This window comes from Adhaeribacter radiodurans (genome assembly GCF_014075995.1).
Classification (GTDB): Bacteria; Bacteroidota; Bacteroidia; order Cytophagales; family Hymenobacteraceae; genus Adhaeribacter; species Adhaeribacter radiodurans.
The window spans coordinates 3,517,753-3,536,496 of record NZ_CP055153.1 but is presented as its reverse complement, the minus strand read 5'-3'; the positions used below and the strand labels follow the sequence as shown (position 1 = coordinate 3,536,496).

Annotated in this window: 16 protein-coding genes; 7 read left to right on the top strand and 9 right to left on the bottom strand. The window is 40.5% G+C overall.

What is annotated here, in order from left to right; genetic code table 11:
• Positions 1 to 183: 183 nt before the first annotated feature.
• The 4 genes from HUW48_RS14335 to HUW48_RS14320 all read right to left on the bottom strand — a co-directional run bounded on the left by HUW48_RS14335 (position 184) and on the right by HUW48_RS14320 (position 5,378).
• Complete coding sequence (locus tag HUW48_RS14335) at positions 184 to 1,410, bottom strand: PepSY-associated TM helix domain-containing protein (RefSeq protein ID WP_182411604.1); 1,227 nt, start codon at positions 1,408 to 1,410, stop codon at positions 184 to 186.
• A 63-nt stretch (positions 1,411 to 1,473) separates the two neighbouring features.
• Positions 1,474 to 3,930, bottom strand: a complete 2,457-nt coding sequence (locus HUW48_RS14330; RefSeq protein ID WP_182411603.1) for a TonB-dependent receptor — start codon at positions 3,928 to 3,930, stop codon at positions 1,474 to 1,476.
• A gap of 288 nt (positions 3,931 to 4,218) precedes the next feature.
• Entirely contained in the window at positions 4,219 to 4,836 is a 618-nt protein-coding gene (locus HUW48_RS14325) for a cupin domain-containing protein (RefSeq protein WP_182411602.1), read from the bottom strand.
• Positions 4,833 to 5,378, bottom strand: coding sequence for an RNA polymerase sigma factor (locus HUW48_RS14320; RefSeq protein ID WP_182411601.1), 546 nt, complete (start codon positions 5,376 to 5,378; stop codon positions 4,833 to 4,835). The genes HUW48_RS14325 and HUW48_RS14320 overlap by 4 nt, the downstream gene beginning before the upstream one ends.
• A gap of 345 nt (positions 5,379 to 5,723) precedes the next feature.
• Between HUW48_RS14320 and HUW48_RS14315 the strand changes: the two genes are divergently transcribed.
• On the top strand, positions 5,724 to 6,893 hold the full coding sequence (locus HUW48_RS14315) for an acyltransferase family protein (protein ID WP_182411600.1): 1,170 nt from the start codon (positions 5,724 to 5,726) through the stop codon (positions 6,891 to 6,893).
• Between the two features lie 52 nt (positions 6,894 to 6,945).
• Positions 6,946 to 7,866 carry a ChbG/HpnK family deacetylase gene (locus tag HUW48_RS14310; RefSeq protein ID WP_182411599.1) on the top strand — a complete coding sequence of 307 codons (921 nt, stop codon included), beginning with the start codon at positions 6,946 to 6,948 and terminating at the stop codon, positions 7,864 to 7,866.
• A gap of 38 nt (positions 7,867 to 7,904) precedes the next feature.
• On the opposite strand, the gene HUW48_RS14305 is transcribed toward HUW48_RS14310, so the two are convergent.
• The 3 genes from HUW48_RS14305 to HUW48_RS14295 all read right to left on the bottom strand — a co-directional run bounded on the left by HUW48_RS14305 (position 7,905) and on the right by HUW48_RS14295 (position 10,594).
• On the bottom strand, positions 7,905 to 9,113 hold the full coding sequence (locus HUW48_RS14305; protein ID WP_182411598.1) for an MFS transporter: 1,209 nt from the start codon (positions 9,111 to 9,113) through the stop codon (positions 7,905 to 7,907).
• Between the two features lie 228 nt (positions 9,114 to 9,341).
• Positions 9,342 to 10,205 (bottom strand): sugar phosphate isomerase/epimerase family protein, encoded by an 864-nt coding sequence (locus HUW48_RS14300; RefSeq protein WP_182411597.1) that lies wholly within the window; start codon positions 10,203 to 10,205, stop codon positions 9,342 to 9,344.
• 146 nt (positions 10,206 to 10,351) lie between these two features.
• A complete protein-coding gene (locus HUW48_RS14295; protein WP_182411596.1) occupies positions 10,352 to 10,594 on the bottom strand; it encodes a hypothetical protein in 243 nt (80 codons plus the stop codon).
• A gap of 574 nt (positions 10,595 to 11,168) precedes the next feature.
• Here HUW48_RS14295 and HUW48_RS14290 point away from each other — a divergent pair.
• The 3 genes from HUW48_RS14290 to HUW48_RS14280 all read left to right on the top strand — a co-directional run bounded on the left by HUW48_RS14290 (position 11,169) and on the right by HUW48_RS14280 (position 14,665).
• Positions 11,169 to 12,650, top strand: coding sequence for a circularly permuted type 2 ATP-grasp protein (locus HUW48_RS14290; protein WP_182411595.1), 1,482 nt, complete (start codon positions 11,169 to 11,171; stop codon positions 12,648 to 12,650).
• Positions 12,651 to 12,827: 177 nt separating this feature from the next.
• On the top strand, positions 12,828 to 13,775 hold the full coding sequence (locus tag HUW48_RS14285) for an alpha-E domain-containing protein (protein WP_182411594.1): 948 nt from the start codon (positions 12,828 to 12,830) through the stop codon (positions 13,773 to 13,775).
• Positions 13,776 to 13,795: 20 nt separating this feature from the next.
• Positions 13,796 to 14,665 (top strand): transglutaminase-like domain-containing protein, encoded by an 870-nt coding sequence (locus HUW48_RS14280; RefSeq protein WP_182411593.1) that lies wholly within the window; start codon positions 13,796 to 13,798, stop codon positions 14,663 to 14,665.
• Positions 14,666 to 15,585: 920 nt separating this feature from the next.
• Here the strand turns inward: HUW48_RS14280 and HUW48_RS14275 are convergent.
• Positions 15,586 to 15,876: a hypothetical protein gene (locus tag HUW48_RS14275; RefSeq protein ID WP_182411592.1), complete on the bottom strand. Its 291-nt coding sequence runs from the start codon at positions 15,874 to 15,876 to the stop codon at positions 15,586 to 15,588.
• 305 nt (positions 15,877 to 16,181) lie between these two features.
• On the opposite strand from HUW48_RS14275, the gene HUW48_RS14270 reads away from it, so the two are divergent.
• Both HUW48_RS14270 and HUW48_RS27615 read left to right on the top strand, forming a co-directional pair.
• Positions 16,182 to 17,180 carry an NDR1/HIN1-like protein gene (locus HUW48_RS14270; protein ID WP_182411591.1) on the top strand — a complete coding sequence of 333 codons (999 nt, stop codon included), beginning with the start codon at positions 16,182 to 16,184 and terminating at the stop codon, positions 17,178 to 17,180.
• Between the two features lie 120 nt (positions 17,181 to 17,300).
• Positions 17,301 to 17,525, top strand: coding sequence for a DUF2784 family protein (locus HUW48_RS27615; RefSeq protein WP_220463933.1), 225 nt, complete (start codon positions 17,301 to 17,303; stop codon positions 17,523 to 17,525).
• A gap of 124 nt (positions 17,526 to 17,649) precedes the next feature.
• Here HUW48_RS27615 and HUW48_RS14260 read toward each other — a convergent pair whose 3' ends face one another.
• On the bottom strand, positions 17,650 to 18,735 hold the full coding sequence (locus HUW48_RS14260) for a class I SAM-dependent methyltransferase (protein ID WP_182411590.1): 1,086 nt from the start codon (positions 18,733 to 18,735) through the stop codon (positions 17,650 to 17,652).
• Between the last annotated feature and the right edge of the window lie 9 nt (positions 18,736 to 18,744).

Here is an 18,744-nt window from a genome sequence, read left to right as displayed (position 1 = left end):
ATACCAGTGATTTACTCCTTCAACCTGAAATTTACTTTTAACATTGCTCCGGCAATTGCTCTGAACCAGTTAGATCCTTGCAGGAGGACGGGCAAGCGGTGTTATATCTAATGTTTTAGCCGCAACGCAATCTAGGGGCGTGACAATCACTATGTTTTTGATAGTACAGGCTTATCTAAATGCTTAGGTATTTTCTTCTTGCATTACTTGGGCGGGGTTGGGTGTTCTTCTTTTTCTGATAGAAGTAGCCGGAACCATAATGCGTTCGCGAGTAGGAAGAGATTGTTTTTTTCTGCGGCCCCACCAAATCATAAAACCGGTAACAGGCATGCTGGCGGCCAACAGACTCGCAAAAAAAGCAATTATTTTACCAGTAAGGCCTGCAATAGCACCCACATGAATATCGTAGTTCATCCGCATTAATTTATCGGCAACACTGGCCTTTGCAAAATTTCCGTATTGGTGTTTTACTTCTATTTCTTTAAAAGTATACTGGTCGTAATAGCGGTAATCGGTTTTCCAGTAGGTTTTGGTATCGGGGTTTAGGGCTACTTCAATGGCGGCTTTTGGGCTGTCGGGTACGTGTACATCTATGCTGCCGGTAAAGTTTGGATGAGCCGCCCGGGCGCGTTGCCACAATATATCAATAGCTGGTTGATTTAAATTTACTTCCTGGGCTTTGCTAGTATCCGAAAAGCTTTCTTCAAAAACAACCAGGTTTTTACCGCCCGAGGCAAGCCAGTAAGTAGATTTGGCAAACCACTGAAAACCCCAGACCAACCCGGTAAAAGAAATAAAAATAATTACCCAGGTCATATAAAAACCCAGTACACCGTGTAAATCGTAATTTACCCGTCGCCATTTGGCGTTCCATTTAATGGAGAAGCGTTGTTTGCGGGCCGCTTTATTTTTAGGATACCAAAGTACCAGACCGCTTATTAAAAGAATAACAAAAATTAACGTACCCGTCGCTACAATCGGTTGCCCTATGGTGGGAGGTAACCATAAATAATAATGACCCATAATTACAATCCGGAAGAAATCTTCGTCCATGTTTTTTACTTGCAGCACTTTTCCGGTATAGGGGTTCAGAAAAACGCTGTAGTAATATTCCGGGGCCAAACTAAAGTAAACTACCTGCGCCGATTTGCCGGGTTCATAACTAACACTGTGGGCGTGCTTTCCCGGCAACTCTTTATCGGCAATTTGTTTTAAAGCAGAAGGGGGTAATAAAGCTTGCTTTTGCACCGGAGTAAACCGGTAGGTTTGGGTAACGTTTTCAATTTCGCGTTCAAAAGCGAGTATGCAACCAGTAACGCCTAAAAAAAGCACCAGTAACCCCGAAGCTAACCCCAGCCATAAGTGAAGCTGACCGATCCAATATTTTAATCTTCTTTTTTCCGGTTTCATGGCTGAAATTTTATAATAACTCTCCTGTTTTAAGGCAGGAGAGTCGAATGAAAGTTGCTTTAACTAAAATTTATATGATACACTGCCCACAATGGTTCTTAACTTTTGCGGATTCATGGTGGTATAGCCTATCCAGTAACGTTCGTTGGTCAGGTTATCTACTTTTAATCCCAGCCGGTATTTGGTTTGCTCGTAAAAAGCTGTAGCTCCTAATATGGTGTAGGCTGGTAAACTAAATTCACCCATCGAAACACTGTTCATAATCTTATTATCGCTGGCGTAATTTCCGCCAAAACCAACCCCTAACCCTTTAATAGCGGTTTCCGGAAGGCGGTAGCTTAACCAGAAATTAGCCAGGTAAGGAGAAGAAGCCGTAGAGGGGCGACGGCCGTTTACATCGGCATCGGCTTTATCTAATTTGGAGTCGTTGTAGCTGAAGCCGGCTACAGCGTTAAATCCTCTAAACGGATTGGCAATAACTTCTACTTCTACTCCTTTGCTTAATTGGGTACCATCCTGAATCTGAGCTATTGCCGGGGCACGTTGGTCGGAACGTAAAATGTTTTTTACCCGGATATCGTAATAACTAATAGTACTGCTCAGTTTGCCGGCTAATAAATCTAATTTTACCCCACCTTCCATCTGGTTGGCTTGTTCTAACTCGGCTATGCTGGCTAAACCTTTAGTTGGATCGGTTGGGTTATAAGCATTGAAGGTACCCTGGTTGTTAAAGCTATTCTGATAATTAGCAAACAAGGCTACTTTGTCTTTTACCGGTTGAAATACCAAACCAAATTTAGGAGAAAGCGCTGTTTGTTCGTATCCTTCGGTAATAGTGCCACCAGTATGATCGCCTTTGTTAACAAACCGGTCTACCCGCAGCGCCGCTAAAACACTAAAATTATCTGTCAGGTTTAAAACATTCGAAGCAAAAGCGCTGTAAGTGTTGGTTTTATTGATGATGGGATAAGTAAAATCCGGTGCTCCGGTGGCGTACTTGGCCGCCATGTTGGTTTTATTAAAGGTGCTGTAATCGTAATCCGGTACATTCAGGGGAACAATATCATAGTTGCTGCCGAAGAAGTTTTGGTCGGAATTGGTATGGAAAAAGTCTAAACCTAAAACTACCCGGTTTCGCATACCACCAATTTTAAAATCGCCGTTGAAATTTTGTTGAATTTCCAGTATCTGGCTTTTGCTATTACCCGTTGATTGGTCAGCCCGGGCTAAATAATTGGCTTTACCCGCATCAGCTTCGTTTTGCGTCACCAGGTTATCGGGCATCAGGTAAAAATAAGATCCGAACCCATCCGAGAAACTGTGACTGGAAGTAAAATTGGTGGAAGAAGTAAAATGTTCTGAAATTTTATAGTTAACCTGACCGAATAAGTTGGTGCTTCTGGATTTTTGGGAAAGACCACTGCCCCGGTACGAGTTTTTATAATCTATATTTAACTGATCGGCGCGGGTAGCACCTAAAGCAGCGGCTGGATAGTAGAAAAAGATAATTTGCTTACCCGTGTTGCGACCCGAAAATACTTCTGCATCTACATGCACCGAAAGGCGGTCAGTGGGCTGATAAATTAAGCTGGGAGCCACCGCTATGCTGCGGTTATAGGTATTTTCCTGGAAGCTACCTTCGTAGTTATACGCCGAATTTAGCCGGAAAAGTACCTTTTTAGATTTATCTAAAGGGGTATTAATATCGGCGCTTACCCGGTTAAAATCATAACTGCCGCCGGATAAAGCTACTTCGCCCCCGAAATAATCGTAAGGTCTTTTAGTTACCCGGTTTAGTAAGCCACCGTAAGAAGTAAGAGAACTACCAAAAAGTGTGGCCGAAGGGCCTTTAATAACTTCTAATCTTTCTAAGTTAGCGGCATCAATGGTGCTGGTAACATTACCGGCAATACCATTTCGTAGCTGGCTTTGCAAAATAAAACCGCGGGCATTATAATAACTACCTCCATCGCCGCCCCGACCCGTTGCTTCCCACATTTTCTGAATACCGGGGGCATTGCGTACGGCATCATCCACGGTAAAAACCAATTGTTCATTTAGTAATTCTTTGGTAACAACACTGTAAACCTGCGGATTTTCAATGCTTTTCAGAGGCATTTTGGCTACAAACGGGCTTTCGGTTTTAGCAAAACGGTTGGGTTTGCTGGTTTGCACAATTACCTCTCGCAACCGGGCGGCGCTCTCTTGCAAGGTAAAGTCTACCGTTAACGATTGCCCGGCCGAAATGTCGATGGGTTTTTCTTGTGGCTCTAAACCTACGGCACTTACCCGCAAGGTATAGCTACCCGCTTTAATCCGGTTAAGGCGATAGTTTCCGTTTTCATCGGACATGCTACCACCCGGCAAATCTTTTAACCCAACCGTTACAAAACCCGCAGGGTTACCATCCGAGGTGAGGATACGACCATGAACGTTGCCGGTTTTTAGTTGGGCCAACGCGCTGTTTTCAGAAAGAACACAAAAAAGTATAAGGTATAATTGGAGGATAATTTTTTTCATAGATTTTATTTGGACTAATTCTAAATTGATACAAACATAAATGCTATGGGTATTTCCTCCAAATAATTTAGATTAATTCTAAATAAAAAATTTGAATACAGATTTACGTGTACTTCTTAAATGTTAATTTAAATTGTGTAACTAGATGAGAAAGAAGGAATAAAGTGCCTTGAATAATAAATCCCACCTTAAAAATAATTTAGAAATTACTTTTAAGGTGGGACGCTAAACGAAAAATCGAATACAGGTATAAAATAAAGACCTGTAATATCCGAAATTCGTAAATAATTATTCTACAGCTACCCTTTGCAGAACTACCTTGCAAGGCTGCGCAGACGTTACCTGAATAACATGAGATGTATATAGGGGAACTTCGTAATAATCTCCCGGACCGAAAGTATAACTGTCTTCTCCGGCCGTAATAGTACAGGTGCCTTCTACAATCAGAAAGCGTTCGTATTCTTTATCGTGTACTTCGTTGTCCGTATTATCTTGCAGCCAAACAATGGCCGTAGTAATAGCAGGAGTATAACCAATTAATTTAATGTAAACACTATCCGAATTAGCAGGTAGAACCATATCCTCCCGGTTTAACCAAGCTGCATAATCCTGTACATGCGAGTTATTATTTAAAAGGGGAGGATGGGTAACAGTTTCGCCTTTTTCTAAACGCTGCATATAATCGACCGTAGCCACAAAGAGCGACTTCATTAATGGCCGGGGTGTAACAGCATGCGCCGTAGCGTATTGCTCCATGGTGTTTTGAATAGAATCAAGTTCCTGGCGAATAGCTAGGTGCGAAGCAGCCAATTGCTCTACTTCTTCGTTTTCCGCCTCGCTGGTTAACCCCATTAAGTAGAGTTCCAGGATTCCCGATTCAATATATTCTGTTATGTGGTCTTTCATGTTTGGTTGGCCCTTAAATGTTTAATGGCCAGTTGTAAAATAATTTTTAAATCCTCTTCCGAAATTTCCAAAGTAGCCGCTGCCTCCGCACAAGTGCAGCCTTTCAGGTAAACTAAATCTAAAGCTACTTTTTCGTTAGGAGTTAATGTCCGAAACAATTTCCCTGGCTGCATTTCATTTGCCGAAAAGGTGTCCTTTGTTTTTGCTTGGTCCGTTGCGGAAACAAATTTTCCGTTTTCAAAAGTTGCATTTGGTGTGGCGCGTTCTAATGCTGCCAGTGCATTTTCTTTCGCTACCATAATCATCCAGGTTAATAGGCCACCTTGCGAAGTATTGTAACTAGTACGCTTATGCCAAATCGCCAGGAATGTTTCCTGTAAAACTAATTCTGCTGTTTGCGAGTTCCGTATTATTCGGGTAATTAAACCCAATAATACGGGGGCATAGTTGTCGTACAATAAAGCGAGTACCTGTGGTTGACCTTGTTGCAAGGAAATTGCCAGAGTTCGTTCGACCTCTTTCCGACTAGTATTATCCAGCATATAATTTAACGCTTGTTTAGGCTTACGTTTTTCTAATTACTCGTAAGAATTAAACAGAGAGAAATCAAAGATAGAATATTATAATAATATTTCAATTAAGCTGCCAGTCTTACCACCCATTATGCCCGAACTTACTTTGCAACTTAAAACGCTCTCTCTAAAAAGATAAAGACTACACTTGTTTAATTCTTAAACCTAACACGTACGAAAACGCGCGGCCATCCGGATTTAGCAAAACTCCATTTATTAAAATTATTAAAATAAAAGTAAAGGTAGAAAGCAGTCTATTTAAATAATTCTGATATTATTGTTCAGATAGAAATTTAAAATTCTGCTTTTATCCTTATGAATAAAACTTTTACTTCTCCGGTGGCGGCTAGCCCTAAACTAACTACCCTAAAAGCGCCGCGTTATTTGGCTCTGGATGTATTACGGGGCATGACCATAGCGCTAATGATTGTGGTAAATACACCGGGTAGCTGGGAGACCGTTTACGCTCCTTTCCGGCACGCCGAGTGGCACGGATTTACTATTACCGATTTGGTTTTTCCTACTTTTTTGTTTGTGGTGGGCAATGCATTGAGCTTTAGCCGGCGAAAATTTGAACAGCAAGATAATCGGGCTTTTCTAACAAAAGTACTTACCCGGACGGCGCTTATTTTCCTGATTGGGCTTTTTTTAAATGCCTATCCCTTTGTAACTTTCTCGGAAGGTAGCTTCCAGTTAAAAGATTTTTCTGCCCTGCGTATTATGGGCGTTTTGCAGCGAATTGCCCTTTGTTATGGATTGGCCGCTTTGGTGGTTCATTATTTAAAAATTAGGGGAGCGGTTGTTTTCAGTGGGCTGGCCTTAGTTACCTATTGGGCTATTATGTATTGGGCGGGTAATCATCCCGATCCATTTAGTTTAGCTAATAATGCTGCTTTAAAGTTTGATCTGTTACTACTACCCGCGAAGAATTTATACAAAGGGTATGGCATACCCTTCGATCCGGAAGGGCTCTTAAGTACTTTGCCTGCCGTGGTAAACGTAATTGCCGGTTACCTAACCGGGGTATTTATTCAGAAACGCGGCAACAATTTAAAAACCATTATGTCTCTAAACTGGATGGTAGTAATATTAATAGTAGTGGCCCAACTCTGGAATATTTATTTCCCGATTAATAAACCTATCTGGACCAGCTCTTACGTGTTGCATACAGTTGGTTTAGACTTACTGATTCTGGCCGGATTAATGTTTATTATAGAAGTACTAAGTATAAAGAAATGGACATATTTCTTCGAAGTGTTTGGTCGTAATCCGTTGTTTATTTATGCTTTATCGGGGATGATTGTTAAAACCTTAAGTTTAATCCGAATAGGAGACCAAGGTTTACAAGGATGGATTTACCAGAACGGCTACGCTAATTGGCTGGATGGCAATAATGCTTCTTTATTATTTGCTATATCGTATATGCTGGTTCTCTGGCTAATTGGATATTGGCTCGATAGAAAGAGGGTGTACATTAAAGTTTAATGAATAAACCACAACCCATTTACAGCAAGAGTAAACAAATTTAATTTTAAGAATGATAACGCGGTTTTCTTTTCTTCTATTAGCTTTAAGTTATTTACTATTTATTCAAAAAGCGGATGCTCAAAAAAATAGTAAAAAATTACCTGAATTATTGATTCGGGTAGATGATATTGGGATGAACCATGCTACGAATATGGCGGTTCAGCAATTGGCTGAATCGGGTATACCTTTTTCGGCTTCGGTAATGTTTGCTTGTCCCTGGTACCAGGAAACCGTAGATATTCTTAAAAAATACCCTAATGCCGACGTAGGGGTGCACCTGACCTTAACCGCTGAGTGGAAGTACTACCGCTGGGGACCTGTTACCGGCCAAACTGCTGTACCCAGCCTGGTAGATAGTTTGGGTTATTTCTTTCCGACGAGCCAAGGTTTGCACAAAAACAATTATAAACTTAATGAAGTGGAGAAAGAACTAACCGCCCAAATAGAACGCGCCTTACGTTCAGGAATCAAAATTTCTTACCTGGATCCGCACATGGGAGTGGCACTTTCTACACCCGAATTACGGGCCATTACCGAAAAGCTGGCTCGTAAATATAAATTGGGTATCTCTACCTTAAATGAAAATACATATTATGGTGAAACGTATACCGATATGTGGGGCGTACCGGTAGAAACCAAGAAGCAGGAGTTTATCCGTTATGTAAACAACCTGAATAAAGATAAACCTAACCTCGTTATCATTCACATTGCGCAGTCGAGCCCGGAAATGGATGTGTTAGTAGACATGAATAGTAACCTGATGAACAGCGCAGATGGAAAACCAAAAGCTACTTTACACCGGCAAACGGAATTAAATATGTTGCTTTCGCCCGATTTTCGCGGTTTAATTGGTAAGAAGTTTAATTTGATTAATTACCGGGAACTGATTAAAAAAAACGGCCTGGAAAACAGGAAGGCAGTTACGAATTAATTTAGTAAATGAACCTACCGGTATAGGCTAATTTTATTCTATTTAAGCTGATGTTTTTTACCCACCATCATCAAAAAAAGAAAAGCAACTAGCCCAAATAAAGAAGCCAGCCAGAAGACCGAAGAAATATTTTTGGTTTGGTTCGCGAAAGTCCAGCCGGCCAATAAGGCACCTATTCCTACGCCCGCTTCTACGGCAAAGTACGCCGTGGCCATGGCGCGCCCTCTTTGCTGATCCCGACTTAAATCTACGGTCCAGGCATAAAGGGTAGGGGAGCTTATACCCGAAGTAATGCCATACAAAATAGCCGCAACAATTAAAAGAACCGGCGAAGTAGCCAAAGCAGTAACTATCATCGCCAGAATTAAAATAAGTAAGCTGCAGCGCAAAATCGGTACCCGGCCATATTTATCGGAAGCACGACCCGCAAAAAAACGGGTAGCCAGAGAGGCCGAGGTAAAAAAAGTAAAATAAATGCCTTTATTCGTTAATCCCAGGTAAGTACTAAAATCCGGAATTAAGGTAAGTACCATGCCATTCGGGAACATAATTAAAAACAAAATAATGGCCGGAACCCAAACGAGTGGTTCTAAAAGCTCATTAGCTTTTATTTTTAGTAAAGAAAAGGAGAATGGTACCGGTTCGGTTACAGTTTCCCGCATTTTAGATAATAATAAAACCGAAACCAGGGAACAGGCCGAAGAAAGATAAAACATAATATTTACCGAAAACTGCTGGGCTATGGCACTCCCAATTACCGGCCCAAAAGCAATACCTATACTGCCCAACAAGCCAAATAAGCCAATTGCCTCGCCGCGCCGGTTTTCCGGGGCAATATCGGCTACGTAGGCCGAGGTTCCGGTTGGCTGAAAGCCCATGGAAAAGCCATGAACTAAACGTAGTAGAAGAAAAGCAGCTACTGAACCCACAAACGGGTAAAAAAGGGCACATACACAGCAAACTCCCGTACCAATAATTATTACCGGAATGCGTCCAATTTTATCGGCTAAACGGCCGCTATATGGTCGGCTAATAGCAGCCGTTATCGTAAATAAGCCAATTATGTATCCTTTGTAATCGCCTCCGCCTAAAGAACTTAGATAAGCGGGTAATTCGGGTAAAATCATGTAATGGCCTGCCATAAATAAGAAAGAGCAAAGGCATAATAACCAAAATTGAATCGTATAAGCCGACTTTTGAATTTTAGGTTGGTATTCCGCGGAGGTATTGCTTTCAACTTTTTCCATTTAATATCTCAAGCCTTGCTACTAAAATGGGTACTTAGGTTTAAAAGTAATTTTTACTATGGTCAATCTAAATAAAATTAGGGAAAGTTAACCGGATAGATAAAGGTTAAACTTACCGAATAACTACCTGATTAATTGTAAACGGTTGTATTTCTCCTTTCTTATTAAAATGAAAAAGCACCCGAATTTGGATGCTTTTTCATTCTACTGATACTTTAGCTTAAATTACTATTCCGTTAAACTCTTCAAATAAGTTAAAGTTTGCGGTACTTGTTTGTGCGGTTGTGGACTTTCGTCTTCGATAAAGTAATGTTTAATACCTACTTTTTTGGCTGCCTTTAAAATTGCCGGAATATCCAGCTGGCCGGTACCCAGTGCTACATCGTTTTCAATAGGCGTATTTCCGGTTAAATCGCCTTTTACGCCTTTTTTCAAATCTTTTAAGTGCATGAGCTTCCAGCGGCTGCCGTATTTATTTAACAATTGTACCGGATCTTGTCCGCCGTGAAAAGCCCACAAAATATCCATCTCGAAGGAAACGTATCGCGGATCGGTATTAGCGGCCAGGTAATCGAACAAAGTACCGTTATTATAAGGTACAAATTCGTAACCGTGGTTATGGTAACAGAAAGTAATGCCCTGATCTTTTAAAATTTTACCTACCCGGTTAAAATCACTAGCTGCTTTTTGAGCATCGGCTAAGGTAAATTCTTTTTGATGCGGTATCCAGGCCACCATTACGTATTTAGCGCCTAATACCTTGGCTTTCCGGGCTACTTCTACCGGGTCTTTAACAATTTCTTCGTATCCTGCGCCCACCGATGGACTTTTTAAATTACGCTCATCCAACATTTTCCGGAAGGCTTCGGCCGTAAGTCCATAAGGATTGGTGCCTGTTTCCAGCTCCGTAAATCCTAACGATTTAATGGTGTCGAGGGTAGCGGCTACGTCTTTTTTAAAGCTAACGCGGTAAGTATAGGCCTCCATGCCGGGCATTTGCGGAAACAAAGGCTTACCGGATTGAGCATCTGCGTCGGGCAAAAACTGACCGGAAAATAAGAGCAAAGAGAATAAATAAGATATTTTTTTCATGAATGGTAATAGGTTCTGTGAGGGGCTAAATATAAGTTTTTTTCTAAAACGATGCGGTATTTTCGTCTTTTGCTTCCTGGTAATACGCTAAGTTTTAGAAAGTTTTTTAACAGTAATGAAGGCTACCGGCCCATTTTTTAATAAATCTAATTATCCGACGGATTTAAATCAATATCTTCCAACTCATTTACATTTTCTTCGAGCATTTGTTTTAGCTCTATGTCTACATCATTTATCACCAATAAAGCAAAGAAAATAGCTTCTTCACTCAGGCCATTTTGTTGGGCCAGATTTGCCGAAATCACTTTCCAGCCGGCTTTCGCCAGAGAGTTTAATTCTATTTCAAAGGCCTCAGCCGAAATAGATTTTACTACTTTGTATTTTTTCATAAAGGGCGTATAAGTTTTTAAAATTCTACCTAAAGAAACTGTTTACGGTATTTTACCAGGTTTAGGATAACCCCTTAGGCTGAAAGTAAGAGCCGGTACTAGAATTAATTAAATTACATAGATGACCGGAACAGAAAAGAGAGCAAGGCTTTAACTGCAAATTTACGTTTAAACATTAAAATAACCATTTAAATCAGCAACTCCGTATAAAGAGAATGGATAGAAAACAAGTGAAACAGACCTTTCTGTTATTTTACTTGTAACAGTAATCATCCCAAATGTACTTCCTATCTCCGGACCGTTGCTTTAACTAAAGTATCTTTAAAACCAATAACTTTTATTTAAGGTAAGGATTACGGTATAGTATCTGTAAAAAACATAATCCCTGTACAAGTTAATGTACATCTTGCTTTTAGGTATTTAATTTTACAATTAGTACTTAAAAAAGGAAGGGTAATTACTAAAAAATTTATTTATTTTTAGGAATGTAGTTAAATTTTCAACCATTATTATGTAATATTAGTAAATTTATACTTGCTAAGGTTAGATAATTTACATTATAAAGGTAAGATGTATGAGTGATGTCCGGAATTACGAAACGTACCAAGGAGTTTTTAGCGGTTACGATATTAAACCAGGTTTTCTGGATGAAGTGTTTAACGCGCAGGGAGAAGTTTTACCGCATTATAGTTTGGTATTAAATCAGTTTAAAAAATTTAGCTTAGAAGATTTTAATGAACTGAATGAACTGGCTAAAATCTCTTTTTTTAACCAGGGAGTAACGTTTGCCGTGTATTCTGATAAGGCCCGGGGCGTAGAACGTATTTTTCCTTTTGATCTTTTTCCGCGCATTATTTCGGCAGAGGATTGGAGCCATTTAGAACGCGGGGTAATTCAACGTAACGTAGCCATTAATTTATTCATTCAGGATATTTATAACAAAAAGCAGATTTTACGCGATGGGATTGTGCCGGCCGAACTTATTTTTAGTTCGGGCCATTACGCCAAAGCCATGTTGGGCATTAATCCGGTAGGTAATATTTATAATCATATTTCGGGTACTGATTTAATTAAACACAGCGATGGCCAGTATTACGTGCTCGAAGATAACGTGCGCTGCCCTTCCGGAGTGAGTTACGTGCTTTCTAACCGCGAAGCCATGAAGAAAACGCTGTTTAATCTTTTCCGCAAGCACGATGTTTTGTCGGTACAGGATTATCCGCAACAGTTGCTGGCAATTATGCAATCGGTAGCGCCACCGAGCGATAATGAACCTATTTGCGTGGTATTAACTCCGGGTGTATATAATTCGGCGTATTACGAACATTCTTTCCTGGCGCTTACTATGGGCATACCCCTGGTAGAAGGGCGCGATTTATTCGTGGACCAGAATTACGTGTACATGAAAACCATTTATGGTCCGCAACGAGTAGATGTTATTTACCGGCGCATAGATGATTTCTATATTGATCCTTTGGCTTTTAACGCCGATTCAGTATTAGGTATTCCGGGTTTAATGGGAGCTTACCGCGAAGGTAACGTTTCTTTGCTTAACGCACCAGGTACCGGTGCCGCCGACGATAAAGCAGTATATAGTTACGTGCCGGAAATAATAAAATACTACCTGGGCGAAGATCCTATTTTAAATAATGTGCATACCTACCGTTGCGAACTGGACAATGATTACAAGTATGTACTGGAACACATGGAAGACCTGGTGGTGAAACCGGTTGATGAATCGGGAGGATATGGTATTTTGGTGGGTAGTAATTCTACGCGCGAGCAGCGTGAAGAACTAAAGAAAGCGATTACCGCCAACCGAAGGAAATACATTGCCCAACCAATAATGTCGCTTTCACTGCATTCTACCTATATCGAAAAAGAAAACAAATTTGAAGGCCGGCACATTGATTTACGCACGTATACCTTATTAGGCAAAGACAAGCAATTTGTAATAAAAGGCGGCTTGTCGCGGGTGGCGCTAACCAAAGGCAGTTTAGTGGTAAACTCTTCCCAAGGCGGCGGCTCCAAAGATACGTGGGTACTAGCCCAATAGTTTATAGACCACAGTCCACAGTCTATAGATTATTGAAGTGCTGGATTGTTAAATTTTTGTTAAGCTATATTTCATGGCTAATAGACCAGTACTGCAACACGTGAATGATTCATTATTTTATAATACCAGGTATTTCGTAAATTTTTAAAACTGCTTTTCAACCTTTAAACCCACACTATGTTATCGAGAATTGGTAATAGTTTGTTCTGGATGGGGCGCTACATTGAGCGGGCAGAGCACGTAGCCCGTTACACTAAGGTTCATTACGTTTCGTCGTTAGATGCTCCTTTAGCGCAAAACAAAGAAAATACTTTGGAATCTATTTTAACCATGGTAGGCATTCAGGCAGATTATTATCAAAAGTATACGCAACTAAATGACGATGATGTTCTCTGCTTTATTACCATAGACGAAAATAATTCTTATTCTATTGTATCTACCGTTAACTTAATCCGGGAGAATGCCCGGGGTACTCGCGACAGCATTTCGATGGAATTATGGGAAGCCATTAACCGGTTTTACCACAGTATTAATAAATACGACGGAGTTCGGTTCCAACAAAAAGGAATTTTCAGTTTTGCCCGGGAGGTAGAAGAAAATAGTTCGGTTATAAAAGGATTAATTGCCAATACGCTTATCCGCGACGAAGTATGGATGCTGATCTCCTTAGGAATTAATTTAGAAAGAGCCGTTCAAATCTGTAAAATGATTTTAACAACTTTATACGACGTCGAGAAAATAGATCCATCCAGGCGAGGTGGCCCATCGGAAAATTACCAATGGACTTTGTTGTTAAAAAGCGCCCAAGCATTTGATATGTACAAACGCTATTATAAAACCAATATTCAGCGCCGCAATATTCTTGATTTTTTACTTTTTAACGCTTTATTTCCAAAATCGCTGTCTTATAACCTAACCTACATCCAAAAAAACATTCAGAATATTGCTTTTCAAGAAGCAAAAGGTAAAGATTCGATTACGTTTAAGGTGGGGAAAAGCGCCGCGCAACTTCAATACATGACTATTGATGAAGTAGAAGATGATACCATTGCCTTTTTAAATAAAGCGCTCGAAAAGTTATACAAATTGGGCAGACTACTGGAAGAAAAATATCTTGTTTACTAATTTTTACCAAGTACTAACAAATGGCTACCGAATATACCATTAATTACCATACGCATAACCAGTACGAAGCTCCGGTAACCGAAGCCCTCTTTGAATTGTTAGTAGCGCCTTGCACCGATGCTACCCAAAGAATAACTAAGTTAACGTATTACAATTCGTTAGGGCAAGAACTTTATTACCATGGTAATCCTTTTGATTTCCAGGTAGCCTGCTTGCGCTCCGCAAAACATTTTAACGAATTTAAATTTACAATGCGGGCCACCGTAGAAAAAAGCCAGCCCTGGCTAATAGTAGATTCTTTACCATTTGCCGAAGAACAAGCTATTTTGGCTTCCCGTAATTTTTACATTGATCATCATTTGTATTTGGGTTTTACCCATTACACCAGTATTCTGGAATCGTATCATACGCGGCTGTTAAACCGTCCGCACAAGCAACCTGTTATTGATTATCTTACTCAATTAAACCAATACGTATATGAGTTACTGGAATTTGATCCGGTACCCACCAATGTGCATACCACCGCCAGCGAAGTTTTTTATTTAGGTAAGGGTGTTTGCCAGGATTATACGCATTTGTTTTTGGCCATTGCCCGGCTTAACCGCATTCCTTGCCGCTACGTATCGGGTTATTTAAATCAGGGGGGCAGTTTAGTGGGTTCGGCGGTAATGCACGCCTGGGCCGAAGCATTTATTCCCGGACATGGCTGGTTTGGTTTTGACCCGACAAATAATCTTTTAGTAAGTATTGATCATATTAAAGCCGCCCACGGCGTAGATTACAGCGATTGCAGCCCATTACGTGGCATTCTTAAAACCCAAGGCCAAAACTACACCTCGTATTACGTTGATGTTCTAACCACCCAAATGCAAGAACAAACGCAGCAGTAACATAGTTGTTCGTTATTGGTTTTGGTTGTTAGGTATCTAAATTTCTGGTAATAAGGATCTAATGCCCTAAAGCCTTTGCTAACTCTTTTGCGAATGAGCAAACCTGGTAAGTTTCCAAAGCAAGCTTGTCCTGCACCTAGATTTGGCTATAGGCATCAGATATCAGACGTACCCTTCTCTTGCTCGTCATCCTGCAAGGTTCTAACTAGTTCACTGCGTTTGCCGAAGCAATGTTAAAATTGAAATCCTATTGGAAAGCTATGATAGATTTTGCTTGATAGTAAGCGTTTTCTTTGGAGCCTTTTCAAGTCTCCATGCTTAGGTGCTAACTTGTTTGACCTGGCTAAGTTTGCCTCCTGGCCGGCGGGCCTCGTTTGGCTCTTCCGCACTCGCTAGCCTTCCTTTCCTTGACTCCGTCGGCGGAATGCCTGCGGCACCGGAACTCTAGCAGGTGCTCCATAGCCAAACTGGTGTCATTACGTGGTAGCTAAAGCCTTTCTTGTTTTTACTGACTTTTTCTATTCACTATGTAGCTATTACTAATTTTCTAAAGCTCGTGAGTTAAATTAAGTTACTATTTTTTACCACCCCTATCTCTGCTAAAAATAGGAGGGGAGCTTGGAATATTTTTAGAATAATTGGAGAAGTTAATAAGTAGTAGTAATACCAGGAGCTACTAGCAACTAACACCAGTTTGGCTATTGAGGTTTTAGCGTTCCGGTGCCGACGCAGGAGGCATGGCGCAGTGGAACGAGCCAAGGTTCGCTAAGCAGCCCGAAATAGCCAAACGAGGCCCGCCGGCCACGAGGCAGACTTAGACCGTGAAACCAAATTAGCACCGTAAAAGGGAGCCTTAAAAAGGCTCCAAGTAAGTTGCGTCATAGACTGAGGAAATGCAAAACCTGACCTTTGCGCATTAATTATTTACTATTTTTAAGAGATTCCTTCCAAACTGGTACAAAATCATAAGTAGGATAAAACTCCGTTTCGAAAGCACCCCAGGCACCTTGCTCAATAGAAAGGTTTAAAGTTCGCAATTGCGAAGCGGGTATTCTTACGGTAACTACCTGGCCAATTCCCATCATCACGTACCACGAAACTACTCTTGCCGATTTCGGCGGAAAACGCTCTATAAACTTATTTCTGAGTTGTATTTTCCGCAAAGAGTCCAGGTTTTTGTCTTGCTGGTGTTTTAGGAAAATCGTAATCATAATACTGTCGTTTATGGCCGGTACGGGATTCTTTTTTTGTGCGAATAGATTACACGCATACAGAACAGTCAAAGCAAAAAGTAAAATAAATTTTATGGAATGTTTCATTTAATAATTTCTAGGTAAATTTTTTAACAACTATTTAAAAAGAAGAACTATTAAGTTTATACACGAGTGTTTTTATACGCTTAATTTTCAAGTATTTGTTCAGCCAAAATATAAAAATTTCGTAGGGTATTACGGAGCAGGCAATCCATATCCGGATCATTCCGGGTAGAGGTATTAAACGTAAAGGAAATACGAAGATGAGTAATCAAAAAAAAGCAAAGAATTGGATTATCGGATTAATAATTTTAGCCGTGCTACTGGCAATTGGCTACGCGTTAGTAAAATTTCAGAAGTCAGATAAAAAAGTTGCGGATTACATTGTTCCCAAACTTACTCTAACGAGTATGCAGCTCACCAACTTAACTGCTGAACGGGCCGACGTAAAAATGAAAATGATTATTGATAATCCGGCACCCATTGGTTTTACCATTGATAGTTTGTACTACGAAGTTTTTATCGCCGACCAGCAAGTAGCCCGCACGACGTACCCCGATACTTTGCGACTAGAAGCCAAAGACAGCACGAAAATTACTTTACCCCTTACTTTGTATTACGATAAACTGAAAGAAGTAACCGACCGTTTGGCGCAGCAAGGCCAAGACAGCGTTAATTACCGGGTAAATGCCACTATTTTTTCCAAAACCAAACTTATTCCTAAAGATAAATTTAACCTGAAAGTAGAAAAACGATTGCCTTTGGTAACAATACCCGAAGTAAAAATTACGGACATTAAAATAACTGATTTAAAATTTAAAGGAGCCACCATGCAAGTGGCAGCTACGGTTAAAAACCGCAATGTTTTTTCTTTAGGCCTGAAAGATATGGCGTATTCAGTTAAAATAGAAGATAACGAAGCCGTAGAAGGCAACAAACCCGGCACTATAAACATACCCGCCAAAGGTACCGCCAACTTTACTATTCCGGTACAGCTTACTTTTAAAGAAATGGGTAAAACCCTTATTGATTTTGTAAAAGAAGGAAAAGACGTGAGCTACGACGTAAAGCTAAAAACGGAATTGGTTACCCAATCGAATATCTTACAGGATAGTAAAATAAACCTAAATACTTCGGGTAAACTTAAAACGGTTTTAGATGCGGTAAAAGAAAATGTTCAGGAGAAAAAAGCGGAGAAGAAGGAAGAACGAAAAGAACGCCGGGAAGAGAGAAGAGAAGCCAGAAAAGAAGCTAGAAAGTAAATAATTCAGCAAACGACAACCTTATTTTCTTGAAAACCAAGTGTATAACGCTAGGAAAATGAATAAGGTAAGAATATAATCTTGCCAGTAAACAGGAAATAAGTTTAAAGTTATTTTTCTATGTTAACCTGGCTGGATGCTCTTTTTACCTTCATTCACTTGTTTATAATAGGATTTAATTTATCTGGTTGGATTTGGCCTGCTACTCGAAAGTTGCATTTGATTGGTGTAGGAATAACTATTTTTTGCTGGGTAATTTTAGGCATTAGGTACGGCTGGGGCTATTGCCCATTACCGATTACCAGTGGCAAATTAAAGAAAACTAGGCGAACAAAATCTCCCTAATTCCTTTATCAAGTACTATGCTGATAAAATATTGACCCAGGACCTCAATGCAACTTTTGTTGATAGTATTACGGCCACTTCATTTGGCTTAGCAGCCTTACTTTCCATTTACGTGAATATTCGGTTACGAAAGCTTTAAGCCTAAAAGCTCTTTGGTGGGTATTCCTTTTCCCTGAATGAGTACTTTAAACTTACGGCCCATATCCATCAGCAAAGTTTGGGTTAAAAAAAGTTCTTGCTTAAAGTTGGCTTCGTCTTGGCCGGGAACGGCTATACTTTTTAAATATTCTTTAAAGCCCAAGGCTAATAAAAAACGGCCTTGGTTGGTGTAGCCGCAAAGTTCCAGCCCGTGTTTAGCCCCGTAATGAATTAAGGCCGAAAAGTTAATGTGGGTAGTAATATCTTGTTCCCCGATATTCTGGTACGGATTCTCGTTCACCTGGTGTTTGTGGTAGCAAACAATGGTACCCGTGCGGCGGTAATCCTGGTACAATTCGTCGGATGTAAATCCATAATCAATGGTTAGTACGTAGCCTTTGCTCATTGACGAGGCAATTTCCTGCTGCCAATCCAGCGCCTCCAAATTAATTTCTGTCCGGAAATTTAGAGGCAAAACCACGTTCATTTCGGTCAGGTAATCTTTTAAAGCAGTAGAGGCAGGGATTAGCTTTTCTGTAAAACCTTCCTGGTAATCCACGAATACTTCCATCAGTTCACTATCCATTACAATCTGGTGTACCGCCAGATTATCAATTAACTCATTCGATAAAACGCAGCCCGAAAAAGGTGCCAGCTCCTGAATAGAACTGTGCCAGCTAACTTTTTCGGCTAAGTGGCTTGCTTCTATCTGCCGCATCCAGGGGCTTTTTTCGATAATGCAGTAGCGTAGTTGGGCGTACAGTTCTTCGTTGTTTTTCAAATAATTCAGAATATCGTGGCACAAAGCCCCGGTTCCGGCTCCGTATTCTACAATAGTAAAAGCTTCTTTGCCCAGTTGCTCCCACATGTCTTCGAGTTGCCGGCCAACCATAGTACCAAAAGCCGACCCTAGGCTGGAACTGGTATAAAAATCTCCCTGGGTACCTATTTTATGCTGTGCTGAAGTATAATAGCCTAATTCGGGGTAATACAATGCCATTTCCATGTAATCGCGAAAAGAAATGGGGCCTTCTTGCTGGATTTTCTGGATTATTATTTCCTTAAGTGTCATTCAGATCTA